Source organism: Sinorhizobium sp. 7-81 (genome assembly GCF_030124405.1).
In the GTDB taxonomy this organism is placed as follows: domain Bacteria; phylum Pseudomonadota; class Alphaproteobacteria; order Rhizobiales; family Rhizobiaceae; genus Sinorhizobium; species Sinorhizobium psoraleae.
In genome coordinates, this window is sequence record NZ_JASKLT010000005.1 from 307,420 (window position 1) to 329,741 (window position 22,322).

Here is a 22,322-nt window from a genome sequence, read left to right on the forward strand (position 1 = left end):
TAGACCGATGCCCAAGACGTTTCCAACCCACCCGATGCCGTGCGCTGCGGGCATCGGCCTCCGTTCCATACACATTGCCGAGATGCTTTCCCGCAGGCCTGCTGCGGGTTGGCTCGAAGTCCATGCCGAAAACTACATGGGCCAATCAGCGGCCGTGGATGCGCTCGAGAAGCTGCGCGAGGTTTATCCGCTTTCGGTGCACGGCGTCGGACTGTCGCTCGGCAGCGCCTCAGGTCTCGACCGAGCGCACCTGGAGCGGCTGCGTCTCGTCTGCCAACGCTTCCAGCCAGCGATCGTCTCCGAACACCTTGCCTGGAGCGTCGCCGACGGCGCCTACCTCAACGACCTTCTGCCGCTCCGTTACGACGACGAGGCACTTGCCATCGTTTCCGCGAACGTCGGCCGGCTGCAGGACACGCTCAAGCGCCAGGTGTTCATCGAAAACCTCTCCGCCTATCTCGCCTTCGCTGAATCGAGCATGACCGAGGCCGAATTCCTGAGCGAGCTCGTCAACCGGACCGGTTGCGGCTTGTTGCTGGACGTCAACAACGTCCATGTCTCCGCAAGCAACCTCGATTTCGATGCACTGGCCTTCATCGACGCCCTGCCTGCCGACGCGATCGGTGAAATTCACCTTGCCGGCCACGCGGTCAATGAAATCGACGGCGACGTCATTCTCATCGACGACCATGGGTCTCGTGTGCCGCCGGCCGTCTGGTCGCTCTATGCCCACGCGCTCCGCAGGATCGGCCCTCGGCCGACACTCATCGAATGGGACACGGATGTGCCGCCGCTCGAGGTCCTGTTGGGCGAAGCGATGTGGGCCGACATGCTCGCCCGTCGGATCGCCTTCGACGAACGCCTCGAGGAGCCGCCGGTTACTGTGCCAGACGGCCGTTTCGAGACCATGAGGTTGCCCGGCCGCGACGGCACAACTGGCATCCTTTTCCCGGCGCTCGCCGCAACAGCGGCAGTCAAAGCCGCTTGCGGCAAGTGCGCATCGGATCATTGCAGGAGGGACGGCCATGTCTTCCATTGAAACGCTGCAGAGTGTCGTCGCGCGTGCGGTTCTGACGACCGGGCCGGCAGATATCCTGCCACTTCTGGCACGGGGTCGTTTCGATCCCGCAAGGCGGTTCAACATCTACCGCAACAATACACTGGTCTCGCTCACCACGACCTTGAAGGCCGTCTTCCCCGTGACGGTGCGGCTGCTCGATGAACGCTACTTCAGTTATGTCGCCGGCCGCTTCATCCGGAGCAGCCCGCCACGAGAGCCGCGCCTTTCGCGGTACGGTGCAGGATTTGCGCCATTTCTCGCGAACTTCGAGGGAACCGCCGATATGCCCTTCGTCTCTGAGGTCGCGCGCCTCGAGTGGAAGATCGCCGAAGCGCTCGACGCCCCGTTGGAGCGGCCAAGTACACTCATCGAACTCTATGAGCGGCTTTCGAGTGGGTCCTTCGTGCTTTTCTTGCAGCCTTCGCTGCGACTTGTTCTTTGCCGCTGGCCCGCCCTCAGCATATGGGCGGCGCATCAGCATGGGGGCGAACCCGACAGGCTCGCGGACCTCAACCGCGAACCGGAGCGCATCGCGCTCTGGAGACATGGTGACACCGTTCGCTTCCTGCGCCTCGACGCCGCGGAGTTTGCGTTTTGGCATGTGTTGAGGCGGGGCAAGGGACTCGAGGCTGCGGTTGCCCGCGCCTGCCGCCACTCGCCTGAGTTCGATATCGCACGAGCGGTGACGGGCCTTTTCGTCAGCGAGCTCGTCACCGGCATCAATCGCACGAAGGAGCCTTCCAACCAGCAGGAGAGAGTGTCATGACCACAATGCGCGCAACACCGATCAGTATTTCCAGAACGATATACAGGCTTCACGACACTGTCGTGGAGTGGACCACCGCCCTGCCGCTATCGATCGTGCAATTGGCATCGCGCGTGGCGGTCGCAGAGGTATTCTGGCAGTCCGCCCAGACGAAGCTCGCCTCATGGCCGGTCACGCTCCAGCTGTTCGCCTTCGAATATCGCTTGCCGCTGCTCGATCCCGGGCTGGCCGCCCTCATGGCGACGGCGGCGGAACTCAGTGGCGCGGCGATGCTCGGATTGGGACTGCTCGCGCGGCTCGCCTCGCTGATGCTGCTCGGCGTCGTCGCCACCATCCAGATCTTCGTCTACCCGGATCATTGGGTCGAGCATCTGATGTGGACGAGCCTGCTCTTGCTTATCCTGTCGCGGGGCGCCGGCGTGTTTTCAGTCGATCATCTGGTCGCCCGACGCATCCGTGCCGGAGGCTGAGTGATGTCAGCGACGCCTGTTCAGAGCGGCTCCGTGCCGGGCGAAATTGCGACCGGCACGGACCAGACAAAGCACCGGCCGCGCGTGGTCATTCTCGGTGCGGGCTTCGGCGGCCTGAACGCGGCGATGACGCTTCGCCGCGCGCCTGTCGAAGTCACCGTCATCGACCGGCGAAACTATCACCTGTTCCAGCCTCTACTTTACCAGGTAGCGACCGCGGGGCTCTCGCCGGCGCAGATCGCCATGCCGATCCGCCGCATTCTTTCGCGGCAGTCGAATGCCACGGTCCTGATGGACAAGGTCGAGGCGGTCGATACCGCCGCGCAATGCGTCGTGACCGGCAGCCGGCGCATACCGTATGACTATCTGATCGTCGCGACCGGCGCCCGCCACACTTATTTCGGCAACGACACCTGGGCGGACCACGCCCCGGGCCTCAAGACAATCACGGATGCGACGTCGATCCGCGCGCGCATCCTCGCCGCCTTCGAACGGGCGGAGGTGACCGATGATCCCCGTTTGCGTCAGACGCTGTTGACCTTCGTCGTCGTCGGCGGCGGACCGACCGGCGTCGAGCTCGCCGGCGCGATCGCCGAGCTCTCCCGAAGGACGATCGTTCACGATTTCCGGCGCATCGATTCATCCTCCGCCCGGGTCGTGCTCGTCGAGGCGGGTGAGCGGATACTGCCGGCGATGCCGCCTTGCCTTTCGAGAAAGGCCCAGAGACAACTCGAAAAGCTTGGCGTCGAGGTCGTGCTCGGCAATGCCGTCGCCGGCTGTGACGACAGCGGCGTACGGCTGGTCGACGGAACTGAAATCGGCTCCGCCTGCATTCTCTGGGCCGCGGGCGTCATGGCTTCGCGCGCCGCCAAGTGGATCGGTGCGCCGGCCGACCGCGCCGGACGGGTCATCGTCGACGAGCGCCTCAATCCACCAGGGCACGACGAAATATTCGTCATCGGTGACACGGCCTCGGTCACCGATGCGGCCGGGCGTCCTGTACCGGGCGTGGCGCCGGCAGCCAAGCAGATGGGGCGTTATGCAGCCTACGCCATTCTCGGTGACATGGCGGGACGGCACCCGGCGCCGTTCCGCTATCGTGACTACGGCAATCTCGCGACCATCGGCCGCAAGGCAGCGGTCGCGGATTTCGGCAAGACCAGGCTCTCCGGCTATCCCGCATGGCTCGTCTGGAACTTCGCCCATCTCTGGTTCCTCGTCGGCTTTCGCAACCGCCTCGTCGTCTTTCTCGACTGGGCCGTTGCGTATGCCCGCAACGATCGCGCTGCGCGGCTGATTACCGGTCACCATGAGGCTTAGCGATGTATCGCCCGAAGCTCGCCCAGGTCATCATCGTTATCCTCATGCTAGCGGTGCTCTCCACTGCCGCGCTGATCCATCTCATCTGGCAGCGTGCAGCCGGTGAGAACATCGAGGAGATCGTCGCGAGTCTCGATGCCCAGACGGCGGGATCCGTCAGGAACGACCTATCCCGGACGTTGTCGCTCGTGACGAGCACCGCCGAAGTTGTCCGCTCCATCTTCTTCCAAGGTGCGATCAGCGCCAATGACGAGGTCAAGCGCGAGTTCCTGTTCCTGTCGCTGCTGCGCGAGCAGCCGGCGATCGACTGGATCGGCTTCGGTTTTCCGGATGGGCGCTTTTTCGGATCGCATGCGACCGCCGACGGCCGCATCGAGATGGTCGAAATCGGCGCCGCTGAAGCTGGCGAACTCCGTCCGTTGCGGCGCGATCTCTACCGACCGATCCCGGGCGACATCTTTTTCGAGGAGCGCATCAAGGCGGAGAGCGCCTATGTGGCACTCGGCGCCCCGTGGTATCGATTGGGCAAGGAAACCGGAGAGCCTGTCTGGGTGGTCACCAATGTGCTGCCGAACGGTTTCGAGCCCGCCATGGTGCTATCGAAGCGCGTCGTGAGCTTCGGGAAGTTTACCGGCGTGGTGATGGTGGCCGTGAGCCTCCGGCGCCTCTCCGAGGCGTTGCAGGCGCTTGAACTACCGGCGCTCGGCAAAGCGTTCGTTCTCGACAGCCGCGGGCGCGTCCTTGCGACATCGCAACCCTCCGACGGCGTTATGGCGGCGCATTTTTCCGACTTTCCGGCCGCCGATGCCGTGGCGACGGCCGCCGCCGAGGCTGTCGCGGCCAATAAGGTCGATGCCTTCCGGGTCGTCGTGCCAAACGCTTCGCTCGGGCCCGTCTTCGTGTCGTCGTCGCGCCTGCCGTTCGAGAACTGGCGTCTTGTCACCGCCACCCCCCGCTCAACCTTTGCAAGCGGCATCGACGAGAATATCCAGCGCATAGCGGCGGTCGTGGTCGCCATCGCCGCGCTTGCCGCAGCAACTGCCGTCGGCTTTGCAAATTTTCTCTTCGCCCGTCCGCTCGCCCGACTGGCAGAGCAATTGCGTGCGGTCGAGCGCTTCTCGCTGGAGAGCATCCGCCATCATCCGACCTTCCTCGCCGAGCTCAATGATTTGTCGCAGGCGTTGAAGCGGATGGCGGCCGGGCTTTCGGCCTTCGCCCGCTACATGCCGCTCGACGTCGTGCGACCGCTGGTCGAAGGTGGCATCGAGCCGAAACCCGGTGGCGAGCTCTGCGAAGTGACGGTGATGTTCGCCGACCTGCCCGGTTTCACCGAGCTGACCGAGAGGCTCGGACCCGGCGTCGAGCCGCATCTGACGCGCTTCCTGACGATTGCGGTCGCCGCTGTCCATGCGGAGGGCGGCACGGTCGACAAGTTCATCGGGGATGCCGTTATGGCGATCTGGAACGCGCCGGGCAAACAGGCGGATCATGCCGCCCGCGCCTGCCGCACGGCTGTCGCGATCCGGACGGCAATGCATGACGACCCGCCAATCGCGGCCGAAGAGAATGCGATCCGCGTACGCATTGGCATCAACAGCGGCACGGCGCTGATCGGCAATATCGGTTCCGCCGAGCGGCTGAGCTACACCGCCATCGGCGACACGGTCAATCTCGCGAGCCGACTGGTGAATGTGGCCAAGGAGCGCGGCGTCGAAATCGTGCTCAGCGACGCGACCATGTGCGAGCTCGGGGCAGAGCCGGTAACGAGACCGCTCGGGCTTGCGACGGTGCGCGGCAAGGCCAGGCCCGTTGGCGTACATACGATTGATCAGCCAAAAGTTCGGTCCGCGGGAGGAAGCGATGGAAATGGCGATTACGACGGTGGCGATGCTCGCTTGCCTGCAACTCAAGCACTTTGTCGTTGATTATGTGCTGCAGCCAGCCTGGATCCTGCGCGGCAAGGGCAATTTCCGCATGATCGGCGGCTATGTGCATGCGGGCGGGCACGCGCTCGGAACCGTGCCGGCGCTGATGCTCGCCAGCGCTGGCATGACGCGCGTCGCCATTCTTGTGCTCGCGGAATTCCTGGCTCACTATCTCATAGACTACGGCAAGGCACTGCTGTCGCGGCATAGCCGCGCCGATGCGACGACCCGGGCCTACTGGGCCATGCACGGCGCCGATCAATTGATGCACCAGCTCACCTATGCGGCGCTGATCCTTGCCGCGCTAACGTAAGAGCCCGACGATGATCGTAGTTTGTTTCCGTTCTGGAAAATCTAGTCCAGGTGCAACACGGACGTGTGAAAAGTAGGGCATGCCCGTATACGCGCAAATGCGCCATGAAAACCTCGGCGGCCGTGCGATAGCCGAGACACTTGCGCGGGGACTTGATGGCAGACCCTCTCCGCCAGTAAATCACACCTCGCCAGCGATCGCGCCGCTCGCCGACATCGCCGCCTCCGCCAAAGCCTGCCTTGCCCAACAGGCCCAGAGCTCGGGAGGCGGTAGCCAGAACCAGCCTCCTTTCTCATCTCCAACGACTTCCGACTTGCCGACGAAGGCGCATGCCGCCGTAAGGAGGCAGATCCACGCTGCGCGCTTTTCGTGATCCCGCTCGGCTGTGACCTTCCGAAGCAGAACCTCGTTGCTCCAGCCGATGGACCGAAGGAGGTTTTCGAGCACGCCGCATTCGACGGCGTGGTCGTACAGCCAGTCGAATTTCTTGCGCTTCGCCGCCCTGGACATGGCAAAACGCTGATCCTCGAGAAGAACGCCGAGAAAGGCGTTGGGGAAAGCCTCGATGATCGCGGTGCCGGGAACGACGGATTTGCCGATCATGCGCGCGGCTGCAAGGTGCCTGATCTGCGCGGCTGTCTCTGCAGCAGCTTTTCGCAGGTTTCGACCATAGCCGTGATGGCTGAGCCCCGGCTTGCAACGCGCATGGAATGCGCCGCGGATAAAGAGCCGCTCGCACAAGCGGTCGATGTCATCGGGAGCGTCGGGCGGCGTCAAGGGTCCGTCGATCGCGATAACGGCGAATGTCGTCGACGCGGGAATGTGACGCTTTCGGCGGTTCCAGTCGGTGTACGTCCTCGCGGAACCGAGATCCTCGCCGACGCTCCATGCGATCCCGGTCGTCGGTCGCGACAGCGAGTATCCGACGTCAATGCCGAGCAGGTTTTCGAAGCTCATTTCTTTCAACGCTCAGCTCCCAACCCGTCAAATCTCCGACGAGAAAGCCACGCCTGCGTCCGAAAGTTCAAGCCTGCAGCCCTTACCCTCGCGCGTTCGCGCGCAGCCATGTCTCCAGCGCCGCGATCATCGTCAATCTGAGGCTTGCGCCACGGGCAAGCGCATGGGCGAGGGAGCGGTCGTGGGGTGGGAACCCGATTTCGTGCATCACGTCGTCCGGCTTCAACCGGCGTCGGAACATGATCGCCTCGATCTCGGCGATTGTGGAGGGGAGCAGATAGCGGCCGCTTGCGATAGGAGCCTCCGCGGCACGCGCAGACAGCGTGGGAGTGAAGGCCAGTGCCGCCGTTGCCGATGGGGCGTCCGTAGCCGCGAGCCAGGTCAGAAAGGCATCGCGCTCGGTACCAGTCGCCTTCCTCCAGGAGTTCTTGAGCTTGTCCAGCCGGGTGCGCTCCGGTTTTATCCCGGCGATCGCGAGGGCTTTGCGCAAGGATGGGATCTTGCCGGCAACAAAAGCGCCATGGACGTCAGGGAATTCGGACCTGAGCCGCTGCAGATAGTGTGCATTGTCCAGCTTCGTCTTCTTCGCCATTCTCGCATCCGGCATCGAACTTCGGTGATCCTCTATCGTGCCTGGAAGGTAAGCGCGAGCGAAAAGGCTGGCTAGGGGATCGCAGCCGCGCTGTTGAAAGACGGCGGCCGGCGATTTTGCCTCAAGCTCTGCACAAGTCGGCGCGCCTAACCATCGCATCAACTGCCGGAATGTAACGCGGCGAAGAAAGGACGATGCGATGTCCAATGAATTTGAGCACTATAGCGACCCTGAGGATGCAACCGTGGCCCTGTTCCTTATGAGCAATGACGGTGACGAACTCACCGATATCCTGGTTGCCGCGCTTGAAGATGCATTTCGGATCCTCGACGAGGGTTGGATGTCCCAGACGATGCATTGAGGCTAGAGCATCCCGCTTTTCAGGTGGAATCACCGAAAGCGGATAAGATGCTCTAGGAACAAAGTGCTAGAGCGTCCTTTGTGCGTTCATTTGAACGCACGGCGCTCTAGGCCGCGCCATTCAGCCGCCTTGCAGCAACCCTTCGACCGACGCGCTCGCGGCCAGGAGCATTCCGTCCGTCCCGCTCCGCCCCACCAGCATCAAACCCGCCGGCAGCCTTGTGCCTGCCATCGGCAGCGTGATTGCAGTGAGATCGAACTGGTTGGCCACTTGCGTGTTGCGCAACAGCAGATCCTCGACGCGACGGTACTCCATTTTGTCCTGCTCGACCGAGGCGATGCTGACAGCGGAAATCGGCGTAGCCGGCAGCAGGATGAGATCATAGAGCGTCAGCCGCTCGTCCATGGCGCGAACGAGATCTTGCCGCGTCCGCAGCAGCTTTTCGAGCGCCGCGTCGGAGACCGCAAGGCGGCGGCGCAGCGTCGCTTTTACCCGGCTATCGACCGGCGCATCCTCGTCCTCAAGCCAGTCCCGGTGGATCCGGCTTCCTTCTATCCCCGCGATCGAGCCGATCGAAGTCGCTTCGGCAAAGCGGTTGAGGAGATCGTCGATCACGCAGTCGACGAGTGTTACGCCGGCACGCGAGAGGATTTGCAGGCTTCCCTCGAAGGCCTCCGCAATCTCGGGCGTCAGATTTTCGAGGAGCGCACCCTTGGGAATGCCGAGCGTCAGGCCAGTGAGCGGCAGCGGCGCAAGTGGCTTCGGTGTCTCGCCGGCCATGATCGCGTCGGCAAGCGCGCAATTGGCGACGGTTCGTGCGAGCGGGCCGATCGAATCGAGGCTTGGGGAGAGCGGAAAGGCACCGTCGAGGGGCACGCGCCGGGCCGTCGGCTTGAAGCCGACGAGGCCGTTCAGCGCCGCCGGAATGCGAACCGATCCGCCGGTGTCGGAGCCGATGGCGATGTCGCTGGTGCCCTCCGCCACCGAGACGGCCGCGCCGGACGATGAACCGCCGGGAACGAGGCTCGCGTCGATCGCATTGCCGGGCGCAGGATAGTGCGGGTTGAGGCCGACAGCGGTGAAAGCGAACTCGGTCATGTGCGTCTTGCCGATGATAACGGCACCGGCCGTGCGCAGCCGCTGGACGATCACTGCATCTGCCGTGGCCGGTTCTGCCGCCCGGCGAATGACCGAGCCGGCAAGAGTCGGCTCGCCGGCGACGTCGAAGAGGTCCTTGATCGAGACGATCCGGCCGTCGAGCGGACCGAGGCTCCTTCCATCGCTCAGCCTTCGGTCGGCGGCGTCGGCTTCGGTGCGGGCGGCGTCCGCATAGAGTTTCATGAAGACGCGTTCTTCGTCCCGGCGTGCATACAGGCGGGCAAGGGTTGTTTCGAGCCGGTTGCGAGAGGGGGTATTTGATCGGGGCAAGGCGAAAGACCTCGAGAATGGGATAGGCGCTGCTGCACGATTCGTTAAATCGGAACCGATTTATGGGCGAAATCGTGCAGCAATTCAAAGTGCTGCAGCCGTCCCTTGGGCGTTCATCGCGTGCGGCCGGCCGTCGTTTATAAGTCCGGGTATTTGATATATAATAGGAGTTTACCAGCGACTTCTGGAATTCGATCGGGAGGCGCCAATGCCAATGCTGAAATCGTCCGCGATCCTGGACTCTTCCGCAATCCAGCGCGTCAATTACGATGCACGCCATCGAACCTTGAGCGTTTGGTTCGTTGGCAATCGCAGGCCTTACCATTACCTCGATGTCTCGGAGAGCGTTTACGAGGAGCTTGTGCACGCAGACTCCGCCGGCGGCTACTTCAACCACCACGTCCGGGATCACTACGATTTCACGCATTGAAGCGGGATGAGGAGAGGCGACACCCCCCAGCCCCTTCCCAAGGCCAGGGAGCTTCCAGTGCCCGCCGCGAGCGGCTGCCATTCCCGAAAAATCGATCCACTGCAACATTCAAATAAGGCGAAGAGTGCGAAGGGGCGAGCCGCGGTGATGGAGGCTCTGGCCCCGCTCGCTCATCGCCGCTCCTTCACAGAACTGTCGCCAAACCGTTCAAATAGTTTCATCTCGCTGTAAAGCCGCTGACATGCGGCTCGCCAAAGGTCCGCCTCGCAAACTCGATGATTCGCGAAGCACGGAACCGGAGGCGGATATTTGGCCGACATTCGAAGCACGCTGACCAGGCGCTCTTTTCTCTTCTCCGCCGGCGCCGCCGGTTTCGCCGCTTCTTCCGGCCTTGCCACTCCCTTCTACGCCCGTGGTTATGGGCGGCCGGAATTCCTGCACGGCGTGCAGTCCGGCGATGTCGATACGCAGTCGGGGATGATCTGGACGCGCGTCGATCGGCCGGCGCGCGTGGCGGTCGAGTATTCGACCACGGAAAGCTTCTCGAACGCCGTTCGGCTTGCTGATATCGATGCGACGCCGCGGAGCGATTGCGCGGTCAAATGCCGGCTCGACAGCCTGCTGCCGGACCAGGACATCTTTTACCGCTTTACCGCAACCGATCTCTACGATGGCAATCGTGCTTCGGAGCCGGTCGTCGGGCGGTTCCGTACGGCGCCCCTGCGCAAACGGTCGGTGCGTTTCGTCTGGTCCGGCGATACGGCCGGTCAGGGCTGGGGCATCGACGAGGTCGGGATGAAGACCTATTCGACCATCTGTCTGCACGAGCCGGATTTCCTCATCCATTCGGGCGACACGATCTATGCCGACAATCCTATGCCGGATGAGATCAAGCTCCGGGACGGCGGTATGTGGAAGAACCGGATCGTGACGCCAGAGAAGCGCGATGTCGCCCGCACGCTGGAAGAATATCGCGGTCAGTGGAAATACAACCTGCTCGACGAACACGTGCGCGGGCTGAACGCCGTCTGCCCGACCTTCTATCAATGGGACGACCACGAAGTGCTCAACAACTGGTCGGCGTCGACCGATCTTCGCGACGATCCGCGGTATCCGGAGAAGGACGTGACGGTCTATGCGGCCCGGGCCGCGCGCGCCTTTCACGAGATGACACCGATCCGCACCTTGCCGACGCAGCCCGGACGCATCTTCCGTAAGGTTGCCTATGGGCCACTGTTGGACGTGTTCTTCGTCGATCTGCGCTCCTATCGCGGCCCCAACCAGGGGGAGGGCGATGCCGGCCTCTTCGGCTGGCGGCAGGCGGACTGGCTGAAGCGGGAGCTTGCGGCATCTCGCGCCACCTGGAAGGTCATCGCCTGTGACATGCCGATCGGCCTCGTCGTCTGGGATGATTATTCGCAGAAGCGCGGGTCGGATGCGATCGCCAATGGCGACAGCGGCGCTCCGATGGGCAGGGAGACGGAATTCGCCGACCTGCTCCGGTTCATCCGCGACAACGCGATCGAGAACATCGTCTGGCTGACGGCGGACGTGCATTACACGGCGGCCCACCACTACGATCCGTCTCGGGCGGCCTTCAAGGAATTCCTGCCCTTCTGGGAATTCGTTTCCGGCCCCCTTCACTCCGGCACCTACGGTCCGAAGGAGCTCGACATGACCTTCGGCCCGGAGGTTCGCTTCATCAAGGCGTCTGGCGGCGGCATCGACAGCAACCTGCCGCCGTCCGCGGGCTTGCAATTCTTCGGCATCGTCGACATCAGCGGCCGGACGCAGCAGATGACCGTGCGGCTGATGGATCGGCAGGACCAGGAACTCTGGCGCGTGACGCTCGATCCGGCGGCCGCAGCGTGAGCCCGCAGAGCTCTGTGCAGAGCTGGTCTGCGTCCCGGCCCCCTTTCGCTCCTGCAAAAAAACCTGTATGAGCGCGGCAACTGAAAAAGCGGTACCCGCCTTGTCGCGCGTGCCCTCGAACTTTCCGAGACAAAAAATGAGCATTCGTAACATCGCGATCATCGCGCACGTCGACCATGGGAAGACCACGCTCGTCGACGAACTTCTGAAGCAATCCGGCTCTTTCCGCGAGAACCAGCGCGTCGCCGAGCGCATGATGGATTCCAACGAGCTGGAAAAAGAACGCGGCATCACCATCCTTGCCAAGGCGACATCGGTCGAATGGAAGGGCGTTCGCATCAACATCGTCGACACGCCCGGTCACGCCGATTTCGGCGGTGAAGTCGAACGCATTCTGTCGATGGTGGACGGTGCCATCGTTCTGGTCGACGCTGCAGAAGGCCCCATGCCGCAGACGAAATTCGTCGTCGGCAAGGCACTCAAGGTCGGGCTTCGTCCGATCGTCGCGATCAACAAGATCGATCGTCCCGACGCCCGCCACGAGGAGGTCATCAACGAAGTGTTCGATCTTTTCGCGGCGCTCGATGCCACCGATGAGCAGCTCGATTTCCCGATTCTTTACGGCTCGGGACGCAACGGTTGGATGAACGTCGCGCCGGAAGGTCCGCAGGATCAGGGTCTGGCGCCGCTGCTCGACCTCGTGCTTGAGCACGTGCCCGAACCAACGGTTGGCGAAGGGCCGTTCCGGATGATCGGCACGATTCTCGAAGCCAACCCCTTCCTCGGCCGCATCATCACCGGCCGCATCCACTCGGGCTCGATCAAGCCGAACCAGGCTGTCAAGGTCCTCGGCCAGGACGGCAAGCTGCTCGAGTCGGGCCGCATTTCCAAGATCCTCGCCTTCCGCGGCATCGAGCGCCAGCCGATCGAGGAAGCCCATGCGGGTGACATCGTCGCGATCGCCGGCCTTTCCAAGGGCACAGTCGCCGATACATTCTGTGACCCGGCCGTCGCTGAGCCGCTGAAGGCGCAGCCGATCGATCCGCCGACCGTCACCATGTCCTTCCTCGTCAACGATTCGCCGCTTGCCGGCACCGAGGGCGACAAGGTCACGTCGCGCGTGATCCGCGACCGTCTGTTCAAGGAAGCCGAAGGCAACGTCGCGCTGAAGATCGAGGAATCCTCCGAGAAGGATTCGTTCTTTGTGTCCGGCCGCGGCGAACTGCAGCTTGCGGTGTTGATCGAGACCATGCGCCGTGAAGGCTTCGAGCTTGCCGTATCGCGTCCGCGCGTCGTCATGCACAAGGATGAAAGCGGCCAGCTTCTCGAACCGATCGAAGAAGTGGTCATCGATGTCGATGAAGAGCATTCCGGCGTCGTCGTCCAGAAGATGTCGGAGCGCAAGGCCGAAATGGCCGAGCTCCGTCCGTCCGGCGGCAACCGCGTGCGTCTCGTGTTCTTCGCGCCGACCCGCGGCCTCATCGGGTACCAGTCCGAGCTTCTGACCGACACGCGCGGCACGGCGATCATGAACCGCCTGTTCCACGACTACCAGCCTTACAAGGGTGAGATCGGTGGCCGGGTAAATGGTGTTTTGCTTTCCAACGATGCCGGCGAATCCGTGGCTTACGCGATGTTCAATCTCGAAGACCGCGGCCCGATGATCATCGAGGCGGGCGAGAAGGTCTATGCCGGCATGATCATCGGCATTCATACACGTGATAACGATCTGGAAGTGAACGTGCTGAAGGGCAAGAAGCTCACCAACATGCGCGCATCCGGCAAAGACGAGGCGGTGAAGCTGACGCCCCCGATCCGCATGACGCTCGACCGGGCGCTGTCGTGGATCCAGGACGACGAACTGGTCGAGGTCACCCCGAAGTCGATCCGGCTTCGCAAGATGTATCTCGATCCGAACGAGCGCAAGCGCTTCGAAAAGGCCCGTACCGCCGGCGCGGCGTAAGCCACGAAAAGACCGACGCAATTGGAACCCCGGAGCGATCCGGGGTTTTTGCTGTGCGTGCCGATAGCGCGCGGCTTGCGGATAAAGTTAAAAAGGCGTTAACCTTCACTTGGATGCCGTTAAAGTTGCCTGTGGGTTAACGCCGCCCGGCAGCACGGCGGGATTCCGGTTCGCCATGTCGTGTGTTTAGAGTCAAGTCATGAAGACTGTTTCGATCGAGGTCAGGCCCGGGGAGCCGCATGAGGCGGCGGCGATTGCGGAGGTGCATCGCGTTTCCTGGCTTCAGGCCTATGGCGGCATCATTCCGCATCGCCCGCTGATCCAGATGGTCAACCGCCGCGACGAAATTTGGTGGCGCAAGGCAACGCGTGGACCGGCAACCTTACTGGTGGTCGATGTCGCCGGAACGATCGCCGGCTATGCCACGCTGGGCTTGAGCCGCGCGAGAGCCCTGCCGCAAGAGGGCGAGATCTACGAGATCTATCTGCGGCCGGAATATCAGGGCATCGGCCTCGGACGCGTTCTCTTCCGCGAGGCGAAGAGCCTCTTGAGGTCGCTTGGCTGCAAAGGCCTTGTCGTCTGGTGCCTCGAAGACAGCGAACACGCCTACAGCTTCTTCCAGACCGCCGGGGGCAGCGACATTGCCGAAGGAATGGAAGATTTCGGCGACAAATACCTGAAAAAGGTTGGTTTCGTCTGGAACTGACTGCTTAGCCGTCCCTCCGCTTCGGCAGGTAATGGGTGGGTTCGCCCGCCTTTTGCGCCGCGCTGCCGCGGTAGGCGGCTGCCATCGGTATAGATGCTGTTGTTGGCGAAAGTCGGTGCCGGAAAAAGCGCGGCAACGGCAAAATAACGAAGCGTCTTCGCCATTGTTGCTTCCTTGCGCTGAAAAACATTCACCTGCCTATTTTTGGCCGTGTCGCCCGCCTAATGCATGTTTCCCTAAATCGTAACCGATTTAAGGATAAGTGCGGGAATTCAAAGTGCTACTGTCCTTGCGCGTCAGAGACGCGCGGCGCCGTAGAGCAATTCCGCCCGTCCCGGACGAAAGTTATGTTGCATCGCGGCATGTTTCGCTTTATCCGACGGGGCGAATTTTAACCGACCCCTGGAGGTACTCATGCGGATCGACGCGATTTCCATCGGAAAAAATCCACCGGAAGATGTCAATGTAATCGTGGAAGTTCCGGTCGGCGGGCATCCGATCAAGTACGAGATGGACAAGGAAGCCGGCACGCTGGTCGTCGACCGCTTCCTCTATACGCCGATGACCTATCCGGGCAACTACGGCTTCGTCCCGCACACGCTGTCCGACGATGGCGATCCGATCGACGTTTTGATCTGCAACACCCGCCCGCTCGTGCCGGGCTGCGTCATCAATGTCCGCCCGATCGGCGTGATGATGATGGAAGATAATTCCGGTCAGGACGAAAAGATCATCGCCGTGCCGTCGGGCCATCTCACCCAGCGCTACGATAAGGTCCATGACTATACCGACCTGCCGGAAATCACGCTCAAGCAGATCGAGCATTTCTTCGAGCACTACAAGGATCTGGAGCCCGGCAAGTGGGTGAAGATCTTCGGCTGGAAGGACGTGAGCGTCGCCAAGCAACTGATCAAGGAAGCGGTCGAGCGCGCGAAGCCGAAGAAGTAGTCTATTAGTCTATTCTGCCTGGCTGACGATTGCAGCCAGGCGCTTGATGACATCCTCCGGATCGGCGTCGATCCGGAGGATTTTTTTACGCTGCGTGTCGCCGGAGACGAATGAGATCCTGGTCTTCGCGATGCCGAATTGCTTCGCCAGCAACGCGATCAGCGCCTGGTTCGCTTTGCCCTTTTCCGGCACGGCGCGGACGCGAACCCTGAGGTACTCCTCGCCGTCGGCAGCGCATTCGAAGCCGTCGATCGCATCGCGACCGCCGTTCGGCGTCAGCCGAACAGTCAGGCGGACATGGTCGTCAAGGCTCGTCAGCGCCGCGTGCACTTATATGCCGATCACCGCCGACGCGACCGTCGTGTTGAGGAAGTACCAGATGAAATAGAGGATCACCAGGACGACGAGCGGCGAGAGATCGACGCCGCCCATGTCCGGCAGGAAGCGGCGGATGGGCCGGTAGAGCGGCTCGGTCAGCTGATAGAGCGAACGGCCGATCATGTTGATCGCGTGGTTGTTCACGTTGATCACGTTGAAGGCGTAGAGCCAGGAGAAGATGGCCGACGCTATGATCAGGAACCAGGCTATGTTGATAATGAAGTTCAAGGTTGCGATGACAGCAATCATGCCAGTCTCCAGTTCGTTGTTGACAGACATGTAGACATTGGAAACTAAACGGGCAAGTACGACGGTTCGTCGTGCGCGATCATGTTTAATGGCATCGCACCTGTGCTTTGCCGCTCCTACAGCGCCGCGCGTGTGATCAGACGCGCAACGGTTGCTGTGGAGCTTTAAGTTTCTGCATGATTTTGTCCTTAATCGATTCCGATTTAAGGAATCATGCAGTAGGAGCCTCCCCATATGTCCGCCGTTCACGCTGCGCATCGTTTCGCCGCCTTCGGGCATGTCGGCTATCGGCGCTACTTTTTCTCACGCTTCCTCGCCTATTTCGCTATCCAGATCATGTCCGTCGCCGTCGGCTGGCAGATCTACGATCTGACGCGTGATCCGTTCGATCTCGGCCTCATCGGCCTCTTTCAGTTCCTGCCATCGCTGGTTCTGATTCTGGTGACGGGGGCCGTCGCGGACCGCTACAACCGCCGCGCCATCATGGGCATCTGCATGACGGTGAGCACGCTCTGCGCGGCCGCGCTGCTCCTGTTGACGGTGACGGGTCTGTTTTCGCCCTGGCCGGTCTATCTGATCCTCATCGTCTTCGGGATCGAGCGGGCGTTTCTCGCTCCGGCCGCGCAGTCGCTCGCACCCAATCTGGTGCCAGCCGAGCACCTGCCCAACGCGATCGCCTGGAATTCGACCTCCTGGCAGACGGCGACGATCGTCGGGCCGGTCGCCGGGGGCCTTATCTATGGATTCGGTCCTGTTGTGCCGTACGCAGTCAGTCTCTGCTTCTTTGCGGCGGCGGCCCTGATGGTCTTTGCCGTGCCGAAGCCCGCGGTGCGTTCGCCCGCCCTAGGAGAAAGCTGGCAGACGATCACAGCCGGCTTCCGCTACATCACGGCCGAGAAGGTGGTGCTGGGGGCGATCTCGCTCGATCTCTTCGCCGTGCTGCTCGGCGGCGCGGTTGCACTCATGCCGGTCTTTGCGCGCGATATACTGGCACTTGGTCCATGGGGGCTTGGTCTTCTGCGCGCCGCACCGGGCGTCGGTGCCGTCGGCATGGCGGTCTGGCTTACCGCTCACCCGATCCGCAACCGGGCAGGGCTCTATATGTTTATCGGTGTTGCACTTTTTGGCCTCGCGACGATCGTCTTCGGCCTGTCGGCAACACCCTGGATCTCGATTGCCGCCCTTGTCGTCATGGGCGCGGCGGACATGATCTCGGTCTATGTCCGCGAAATCCTGATCACGCTCTGGACCCCGGACGAACTGCGAGGTCGCGTGAACGCGGTCAACATGGTGTTCGTGGGCGCGTCGAACGAACTCGGTGAATTCCGCGCCGGCATGATGGCTTCGGGCTTCGGTGCTGTCTTCGCAGTCGCCTTTGGCGGTGTCGGCACACTTCTGGTGTCGCTGCTCTGGGCGGTCGGTTTCCCGCAATTGCGCAAGATCGATACGCTCGATGTCCCGGAGCACCAACGGGTCTGATTGCACATGCGGCGTAGGGCGGGTGGCAGGGCCGTGTTACGCGCGATCTTGCCTTTTCGGCGCGGCAGCCTCCCCGCCGCGCAAAAAAATCAATTCGAGGAAATTCTCCATCCAGGTCCGCAAAGGGTGATCGTGAATCATTCGCCCTTCGAGGTGCGCCTTGCCGATCTGGGCGCCGGGCAGCTCGAAGCGGTGCGCGCCATGGACCACCCAGCGGTGCATCATCGCGCGCGTCAGCTCGCCGTGAAACTGAATGCCCCAGGCGTTCTCGCCATAACGGAAGGCCTGGTTCGGATAGGTATCGCCGGTCGCCAGCAATTCGGCGCCACTAGGCAGATCAAACCCTTCCCGGTGGAAGTGATAGACCATGGCCGGCCAATCCATCAGCGCCTTGCCGGCGTCGGTGGCCTTTAGGGGATACCAGCCGATTTCCGTCATGCCCTCATGATGCGGCGCGACCTTGCCGCCAAGGTTGCGTGCCAGCATCTGCGCCCCCAGGCAGATGCCGAGATAAGGCTTGTTCTCGAGGAGTGGCACCGAAAGCCAGTCGATCTCGCGGCGGACGAACTCTTCCTCGTCGTTGGCGCTCATCGGGCCGCCGAAGACGATGGTTCCCGAATGGGCCTCCAGCGTCGGCGGCAGCGTGTCGCCCAAAGCCGGGCGCCGGATGTCGAGTGTAAAGCCCTTCTGCTGGAGAATCTGCCCCACGCGCCCGGCACTCGATCGCTCCTGATGCAGAATTATGAGGATCGGTCTTTTGAAGTCGTCGGCCTCTGCGGGCATTTCAGTTTTCCTGCTGCGGGTCGGTTTCCTCCTCCACGTCGATCTTGGCGGCAACTTCCTTCCGCTTCAAGACCCGATCGCGCCCGGAGACGCCGAGGAGATCGGCGATCCGCCAGATCACGTGATCTTCCATCTCGTTGCGGACGCCATCGGCATAGACGATCTCCCACAGCGTGCCGACGAGCTCGATCCGCTGCTCCTCGGACAGATGACGCTTGATCTCTGCGGTGAACTTGTAAAAGTCGATCGCCTCGCTTTCGGCGCTCTCGCCCGCCTCGATGAGCGCATCGAGGCCCTCGTCGTCGAGTTGATATTGCTCCTCGATAATCTCGCGCATCTTGCGGCGCTCGGCAGCCAGCACCGTGCCATCGGCCTCCATGACCTGAACGCAGAGTGCGATCACGGCAACGCGCGGGTCGCCCTTTTCAATTGGCGCCGTGGAGCCCGCCAAACTTTCGAGGAACGCTCGAAACCGTTCTAACATGTCCTTGTCCGCAGCGTTCGAAGTTCAAAACAGCCGGAGGCCGGCCTTGTCCGTTGCCTTTTCGCCGGCGGAGGCGTCGCGAACGCCGGGATCGTCCGGCGGGCGGCCGAAGAAGGGTGCCGGCTCTTCTTCCGCGACCTCCTCGTTGTCCTTGGCAGCAGGGGGAGCAGGTTCTTTCCTCTCCGGAATCTTGATCACCTCACGCTCCGCTTCCAGAACGGCCGGCGTTGCTTTCGCCGGTGCCGGCTCCGGCGCCGTCCGCGCTGCGACGTGCTGCACGGTCGCGACTGGTGGGAGGTTGCGGATCGCCTCGTCGGCGCTCGGACGGCCATTTTCGAGCTTGTCCGAAAGCTGCAAGGCCGGTGCCTTCCATTCGAAAGCGTCGAGCCGGCCGCTGACCGGCGAGACCGGCAGCCAGGACGGCGAGGTCACCCCATCGGCCGTCCAGGCCGGATCGCGCGGACTGCGCAGCGCCTGTGCCATCCAATGGCGGATACGGCCCTCGTCGCCGGTGTCCGCTTCCTCGATATCGGCGAGCAGCAGGAAGACGCTTTCCGTCGGCTCGAGCCGTGCAGCGGCTTCAGCCTTGGCTCGCGCCAGCGGCAGTTCGCGCGCCTCGAGTGCGGCTTCGGCAACGGTTGCCAATGCAACCGCATTGTTGCTGCGGAGTGATTCGAGCTTCTTCGCACGCTTCAAACGGTCGAGGGCGGAATCGCCTCCGCGCGCTCTGACGTAGAGCCTGGCCACGTCCGGATGCGGTTGCTGCTTCCAGATCTTTTCGAGAATTCCCGCGCCCTTGCGCAGATTGTCTTCGCGGAACAGGGCCTTGGCCGTTACCAGCGCCGCCGGCACCAGGCTCTCGTCGAGTTTCAGCGCGGCGAGGCCGTCGTCGCGCGCCGCTTTCGGGTCAGCGTCGAGCTTCGCCATCGCACGGGCGGTCAGCAGCACGGCCTTTTTTTGGTCGGCATCCTTGCGGTCGAGGATATTGGCGGCGCGACTCTGGTCGAGAAGGCGGATCGCCTCGTCCCATTGTCCTGCCTGGCTGCGGTGATCCAGCGTTGCCAGCGTCGCCCACGGCAGGTGCGGCGCCTTCTCCGCGGCGCGTTCGGCATATTGCCGGGCAGCCTCGTTGGCGCCGAGCCGCTTGGCTTCGAGGAACAGGCCGCGCAGGCCGAGCTCCCGCGTTTCGGCATCGTCGGCCATCAGTTCGAACTTCTTGCGCGCGTCGTCGTATTTGCCTTCGATCAGCGCGGTCTGCGCCTCGAGCAGGTGGATGAGCGGCTCCTGGTCGGCGCTGATCAGGCCGCGGCTTCGCGCCGACATCTTGCGGGCAAGATTGGCGTCGCCGGCACCAGCGGCGATCAGCCCCGTCGAAAGCGCCTGGTAGCCGCGATCGCGCTTGCGGGAGCGGAAATAGCGCGTGACGGTATGGGGCGACATCCAGATCGTGCGGAGCAGCCAGATCACGATCAGGACGGCGGCAAAGAGCGAGATCAGAATGGATGCGGCGCGCATCAGCGTCATTTCGATGCGCTGCCCCTGCCAGATCAGCGACAGTTCCCCCGGCCGATCGGCGAGCCACGCAAAGCCGAGACCAAGGCACAGGACGAAAAGGATGAAGAACAATATACGGATCATCTCTTCTTCTTTCCTTCCGCTAGCCGGCCGTGCCGGTACGCGTCATGCTCTGTGCCACGGCGGCGTCGATGGTGGTCTCGACGCGCAGGCGCTGGTCGAGTTTCGCCTTGAAGTCCGCGCCAGTCGATTTCGCCGGTTCGGGAAGAGCGCCCCATTCCAACGATGCGCCCTTCAGGTCGCCATTGTTGAGCTTGTCCTCGATGCGCGCGATGACGGCTTCCGGCGTGTCGCCCTCGACGCTGCCGACCGGCCGGATGCGGATGCCGGACATGGCGCTTGAGACGAGGCGAGCGAAAATGCCCTCGTTCGGATCGGGCTGGTTGAGCGCATCGAGCATCGCGTCCGCCGTTTGCGGAAAGGCGGCGCGGAGGTCCGTTCGCGTCGCGACACCCGTTGCGGCGTCCTCAGTCAGATCTTTCACGGTCACGTCGTCGGGCGCAATGCTGCGCAAGGCATCAAGCTCGGCCAGAAACGGGCCGCCGCGATCGATCGCTGTCTTCAGCGCCGTTACGGCGACCGCCTTCGCCATCTGGATGTCGTTAGCCGGCTCGTTGAGTTTTTGTTCCGCCTGGTCGATGCGCCCGGCAAGTTCGGCCTTGGCGGCCGCCGCCGACTGTTCCGCATCGGCGAGGCTGGCTTTCAGCGTGGCGACTTCCTTGGTCAGATTGGCGACTTCCGTTTCGAGGGCGGTGATCTGCGGCGCGCTCGCGCCATCTGCCCCGGGCTGTTTGGCCGCCTGTTCCAGCGCCGCAAGACGGCTCTCCAGCGGACCGATGTCGGCCGCGGGGGCGGATTGAGATGCGATCTGTGTCTTGATCGCCTGGATTTCGCTGGCAAGGCCCTGCTCGAAGGCAGCACTGCCGCGATCCGGTCCGAGCGCTGGAATATAGCCGGCATATTGCAGCACGCCGGCGCCGAGCAGCGTCACGAGACCCCCGAGTATACCGGCCGCGAGCGCGCCTGCGCTCGTCCCCTGTCTCTGCGCCGGCTGCGGCGGCATCGCGCCGTTGCTCAAGTGCGGGGGCTCTTCGTCGAAAGCGGCCGCGGCGGCATCCGCGCGCTCATCCTCCGTTTCCTCCGTCTTTTCCGTCGTATCGGTCGCGTTTTCGCTCTCTGCCTCGCTCGCCGAAATCTCGGCGGGCTCGTCGGTGACCGATTCCTTGTTCGCGACAGATTCGGCCTCGTCGGTCGCCGTCTTTTCCGCCTGGAGGTCGATCGTCAGCGGTTCCTTCTCGGATTTCGAGCGGCGCGGCGGGTTTTCCGATACCATGGTGACCTCTTACCGTTACAGTGCCAGTCGGCTTTAAGACAAACCTAGTCAGGCGAACTCGCGAGGGAAAGCCCCCAACTCCGTTTTTGCCGGAAATGCCATCAGTTCACCCGATTGGAGGGGGCCACATACGCGGAAAACCGGTGCCGGCTTTGCTGTTCGCGCCTCGAACATGCGCCGTTGGATGTTTTGCTGAGATATCAACGCTGCGCGGGATCAAAGGAGTTGCAGAAGATGCTCCTCGTCCGGCATTGCGGCGACTTCCGCGGCCGCATCAGGCGGTAAGGCGTCCTTCGTCGATGTGCTCAGGCAGAGATAGCGTTTGGAAAGCGCCGCTGCGCTGAGATTGCTTTCCGAGAGAAGGGCGGCAAGCTGCCGCACGTTTTCGCGCGAATAGAGCAGTACGGCGTCAAACTGCCCCGCGCCGAGAAGATCGGAGAGCACGTCCGGGTGATGCGCGATCGGCCTCATCCGGTAGCATTCCACGGTCCTGTGATCGATGCTGCGCCGCCGCAGCGTCCGTTCGAGGCCATCGGAGCGCGGCGATCCGGCGAGATAGAGCAGCGGTTCGGGTGGCTCCGCGCCGAATACTGTCGCGATCGTGTCCGCGAGACCTTCGCCCGTGCCCGGTCCGACGTGAATATCGGTGAATCCGAGGGCTGCTGCGGCGCGGCCGGTTGCCTCGCCGACGCAGAAGAGCGGTGTTGCAAGATGCGGTTCAAGCGCGCGGCCCAGGGCCGAGAGCACCCGGGTTGCTTCCGCGCTCGTCAGCGCGATGGCGCCATGCCTTTGCTTCAATGCGCTCGCGAGAGCTGTTACCAGGTGCTCCGCCTGCATCAGAGGCAGGAGGATCGCTTCATGGCCCATCGCCTCGAGCTTCAGCGCCGTCCTTTCGGCGGTCGGTCGCGGCCGAGTGACGAGCACGCGCAT

Annotated in this window: 23 protein-coding genes; 13 read left to right on the forward strand and 10 right to left on the reverse strand. The window is 62.8% G+C overall.

The features are described 5' to 3' along the window. The first annotated feature begins 7 nt into the window (after positions 1–7). Genes QN224_RS19350 through QN224_RS19375 form a run of 6 tightly spaced genes read left to right on the forward strand, consistent with a single transcriptional unit; the run spans position 8 to position 5,854 of the window. The gene (locus QN224_RS19350; protein WP_283977979.1) at positions 8–1,039 is read left to right on the forward strand and encodes a DUF692 domain-containing protein; all 1,032 of its coding nucleotides are present in this window, start codon (positions 8–10) and stop codon (positions 1,037–1,039) included. Beyond that, complete coding sequence (locus QN224_RS19355; protein ID WP_283977980.1) at positions 1,026–1,826, forward strand: DUF2063 domain-containing protein; 801 nt, start codon at positions 1,026–1,028, stop codon at positions 1,824–1,826. Before QN224_RS19350 ends, QN224_RS19355 begins: the two co-directional genes overlap by 14 nt. Continuing rightward, positions 1,823–2,296 (forward strand): DoxX family protein, encoded by a 474-nt coding sequence (locus QN224_RS19360; RefSeq protein WP_283977981.1) that lies wholly within the window; start codon positions 1,823–1,825, stop codon positions 2,294–2,296. The genes QN224_RS19355 and QN224_RS19360 overlap by 4 nt, the downstream gene beginning before the upstream one ends. Positions 2,297–2,299: 3 nt before the next feature. Then, positions 2,300–3,616, forward strand: coding sequence for an NAD(P)/FAD-dependent oxidoreductase (locus tag QN224_RS19365; RefSeq protein ID WP_283977982.1), 1,317 nt, complete (start codon positions 2,300–2,302; stop codon positions 3,614–3,616). Between the two features lie 2 nt (positions 3,617–3,618). Beyond that, entirely contained in the window at positions 3,619–5,541 is a 1,923-nt protein-coding gene (locus QN224_RS19370) for an adenylate/guanylate cyclase domain-containing protein (RefSeq protein WP_283977983.1), read from the forward strand. Next, positions 5,477–5,854: a DUF3307 domain-containing protein gene (locus tag QN224_RS19375; RefSeq protein ID WP_173508794.1), complete on the forward strand. Its 378-nt coding sequence runs from the start codon at positions 5,477–5,479 to the stop codon at positions 5,852–5,854. The genes QN224_RS19370 and QN224_RS19375 overlap by 65 nt, the downstream gene beginning before the upstream one ends. Positions 5,855–6,034: 180 nt before the next feature. Here the strand turns inward: QN224_RS19375 and QN224_RS19380 are convergent, their stop codons facing one another. Together QN224_RS19380 and QN224_RS19385 are read right to left on the reverse strand one after the other, a co-directional pair. Beyond that, complete coding sequence (locus QN224_RS19380) at positions 6,035–6,811, reverse strand: DUF429 domain-containing protein (RefSeq protein ID WP_283978054.1); 777 nt, start codon at positions 6,809–6,811, stop codon at positions 6,035–6,037. A gap of 82 nt (positions 6,812–6,893) precedes the next feature. Continuing rightward, on the reverse strand, positions 6,894–7,403 hold the full coding sequence (locus QN224_RS19385; protein WP_283977984.1) for a hypothetical protein: 510 nt from the start codon (positions 7,401–7,403) through the stop codon (positions 6,894–6,896). 199 nt (positions 7,404–7,602) lie between these two features. Here QN224_RS19385 and QN224_RS19390 point away from each other — a divergent pair, with 199 nt between their 5' ends. Continuing rightward, positions 7,603–7,764, forward strand: coding sequence for a hypothetical protein (locus tag QN224_RS19390; RefSeq protein WP_283977985.1), 162 nt, complete (start codon positions 7,603–7,605; stop codon positions 7,762–7,764). Between the two features lie 120 nt (positions 7,765–7,884). On the opposite strand, the gene QN224_RS19395 is transcribed toward QN224_RS19390, so the two are convergent. Next, positions 7,885–9,192, reverse strand: coding sequence for an amidase (locus QN224_RS19395; protein ID WP_283977986.1), 1,308 nt, complete (start codon positions 9,190–9,192; stop codon positions 7,885–7,887). Between the two features lie 208 nt (positions 9,193–9,400). Here QN224_RS19395 and QN224_RS19400 point away from each other — a divergent pair, with 208 nt between their 5' ends. The 5 genes from QN224_RS19400 (at position 9,401) to ppa (ending at position 15,111) form a co-directional block, all read left to right on the forward strand. Continuing rightward, on the forward strand, positions 9,401–9,622 hold the full coding sequence (locus QN224_RS19400) for a KTSC domain-containing protein (RefSeq protein ID WP_283977987.1): 222 nt from the start codon (positions 9,401–9,403) through the stop codon (positions 9,620–9,622). 309 nt (positions 9,623–9,931) lie between these two features. Continuing rightward, a complete protein-coding gene (locus QN224_RS19405; RefSeq protein ID WP_283977988.1) occupies positions 9,932–11,494 on the forward strand; it encodes an alkaline phosphatase in 1,563 nt (520 codons plus the stop codon). A gap of 136 nt (positions 11,495–11,630) precedes the next feature. Further along, positions 11,631–13,457 carry a translational GTPase TypA gene (typA, locus tag QN224_RS19410; RefSeq protein WP_173508800.1) on the forward strand — a complete coding sequence of 609 codons (1,827 nt, stop codon included), beginning with the start codon at positions 11,631–11,633 and terminating at the stop codon, positions 13,455–13,457. A gap of 199 nt (positions 13,458–13,656) precedes the next feature. After that, on the forward strand, positions 13,657–14,163 hold the full coding sequence (locus QN224_RS19415) for a GNAT family N-acetyltransferase (protein ID WP_173508801.1): 507 nt from the start codon (positions 13,657–13,659) through the stop codon (positions 14,161–14,163). 414 nt (positions 14,164–14,577) lie between these two features. Next, positions 14,578–15,111 (forward strand): inorganic diphosphatase, encoded by a 534-nt coding sequence (ppa, locus tag QN224_RS19420; protein WP_173508802.1) that lies wholly within the window; start codon positions 14,578–14,580, stop codon positions 15,109–15,111. Positions 15,112–15,120: 9 nt separating this feature from the next. Here ppa and QN224_RS19425 read toward each other — a convergent pair whose 3' ends face one another. Both QN224_RS19425 and QN224_RS19430 read right to left on the reverse strand, forming a co-directional pair. Further along, a complete protein-coding gene (locus QN224_RS19425; RefSeq protein ID WP_283977989.1) occupies positions 15,121–15,441 on the reverse strand; it encodes a DUF167 domain-containing protein in 321 nt (106 codons plus the stop codon). Beyond that, the gene (locus tag QN224_RS19430) at positions 15,442–15,738 is read right to left on the reverse strand and encodes a YggT family protein (protein ID WP_136505441.1); all 297 of its coding nucleotides are present in this window, start codon (positions 15,736–15,738) and stop codon (positions 15,442–15,444) included. Positions 15,739–15,972: 234 nt separating this feature from the next. Here QN224_RS19430 and QN224_RS19435 point away from each other — a divergent pair, with 234 nt between their 5' ends. Beyond that, a complete protein-coding gene (locus QN224_RS19435) occupies positions 15,973–17,217 on the forward strand; it encodes an MFS transporter (protein WP_283977990.1) in 1,245 nt (414 codons plus the stop codon). A 36-nt stretch (positions 17,218–17,253) separates the two neighbouring features. Here QN224_RS19435 and QN224_RS19440 read toward each other — a convergent pair whose 3' ends face one another. The 5 genes from QN224_RS19440 to QN224_RS19460 all read right to left on the reverse strand — a co-directional run bounded on the left by QN224_RS19440 (position 17,254) and on the right by QN224_RS19460 (position 22,322). Further along, positions 17,254–18,000 carry a glutamine amidotransferase gene (locus QN224_RS19440; protein WP_173508805.1) on the reverse strand — a complete coding sequence of 249 codons (747 nt, stop codon included), beginning with the start codon at positions 17,998–18,000 and terminating at the stop codon, positions 17,254–17,256. Position 18,001: 1 nt separating this feature from the next. After that, positions 18,002–18,484, reverse strand: a complete 483-nt coding sequence (locus tag QN224_RS19445) for a TerB family tellurite resistance protein (RefSeq protein WP_173508806.1) — start codon at positions 18,482–18,484, stop codon at positions 18,002–18,004. A 24-nt stretch (positions 18,485–18,508) separates the two neighbouring features. Beyond that, positions 18,509–20,122, reverse strand: coding sequence for a heme biosynthesis protein HemY (locus QN224_RS19450; protein ID WP_173508807.1), 1,614 nt, complete (start codon positions 20,120–20,122; stop codon positions 18,509–18,511). A gap of 19 nt (positions 20,123–20,141) precedes the next feature. After that, complete coding sequence (locus tag QN224_RS19455; RefSeq protein ID WP_283977991.1) at positions 20,142–21,392, reverse strand: hypothetical protein; 1,251 nt, start codon at positions 21,390–21,392, stop codon at positions 20,142–20,144. Positions 21,393–21,608: 216 nt separating this feature from the next. Beyond that, a complete protein-coding gene (locus QN224_RS19460) occupies positions 21,609–22,322 on the reverse strand; it encodes a uroporphyrinogen-III synthase (RefSeq protein WP_283977992.1) in 714 nt (237 codons plus the stop codon).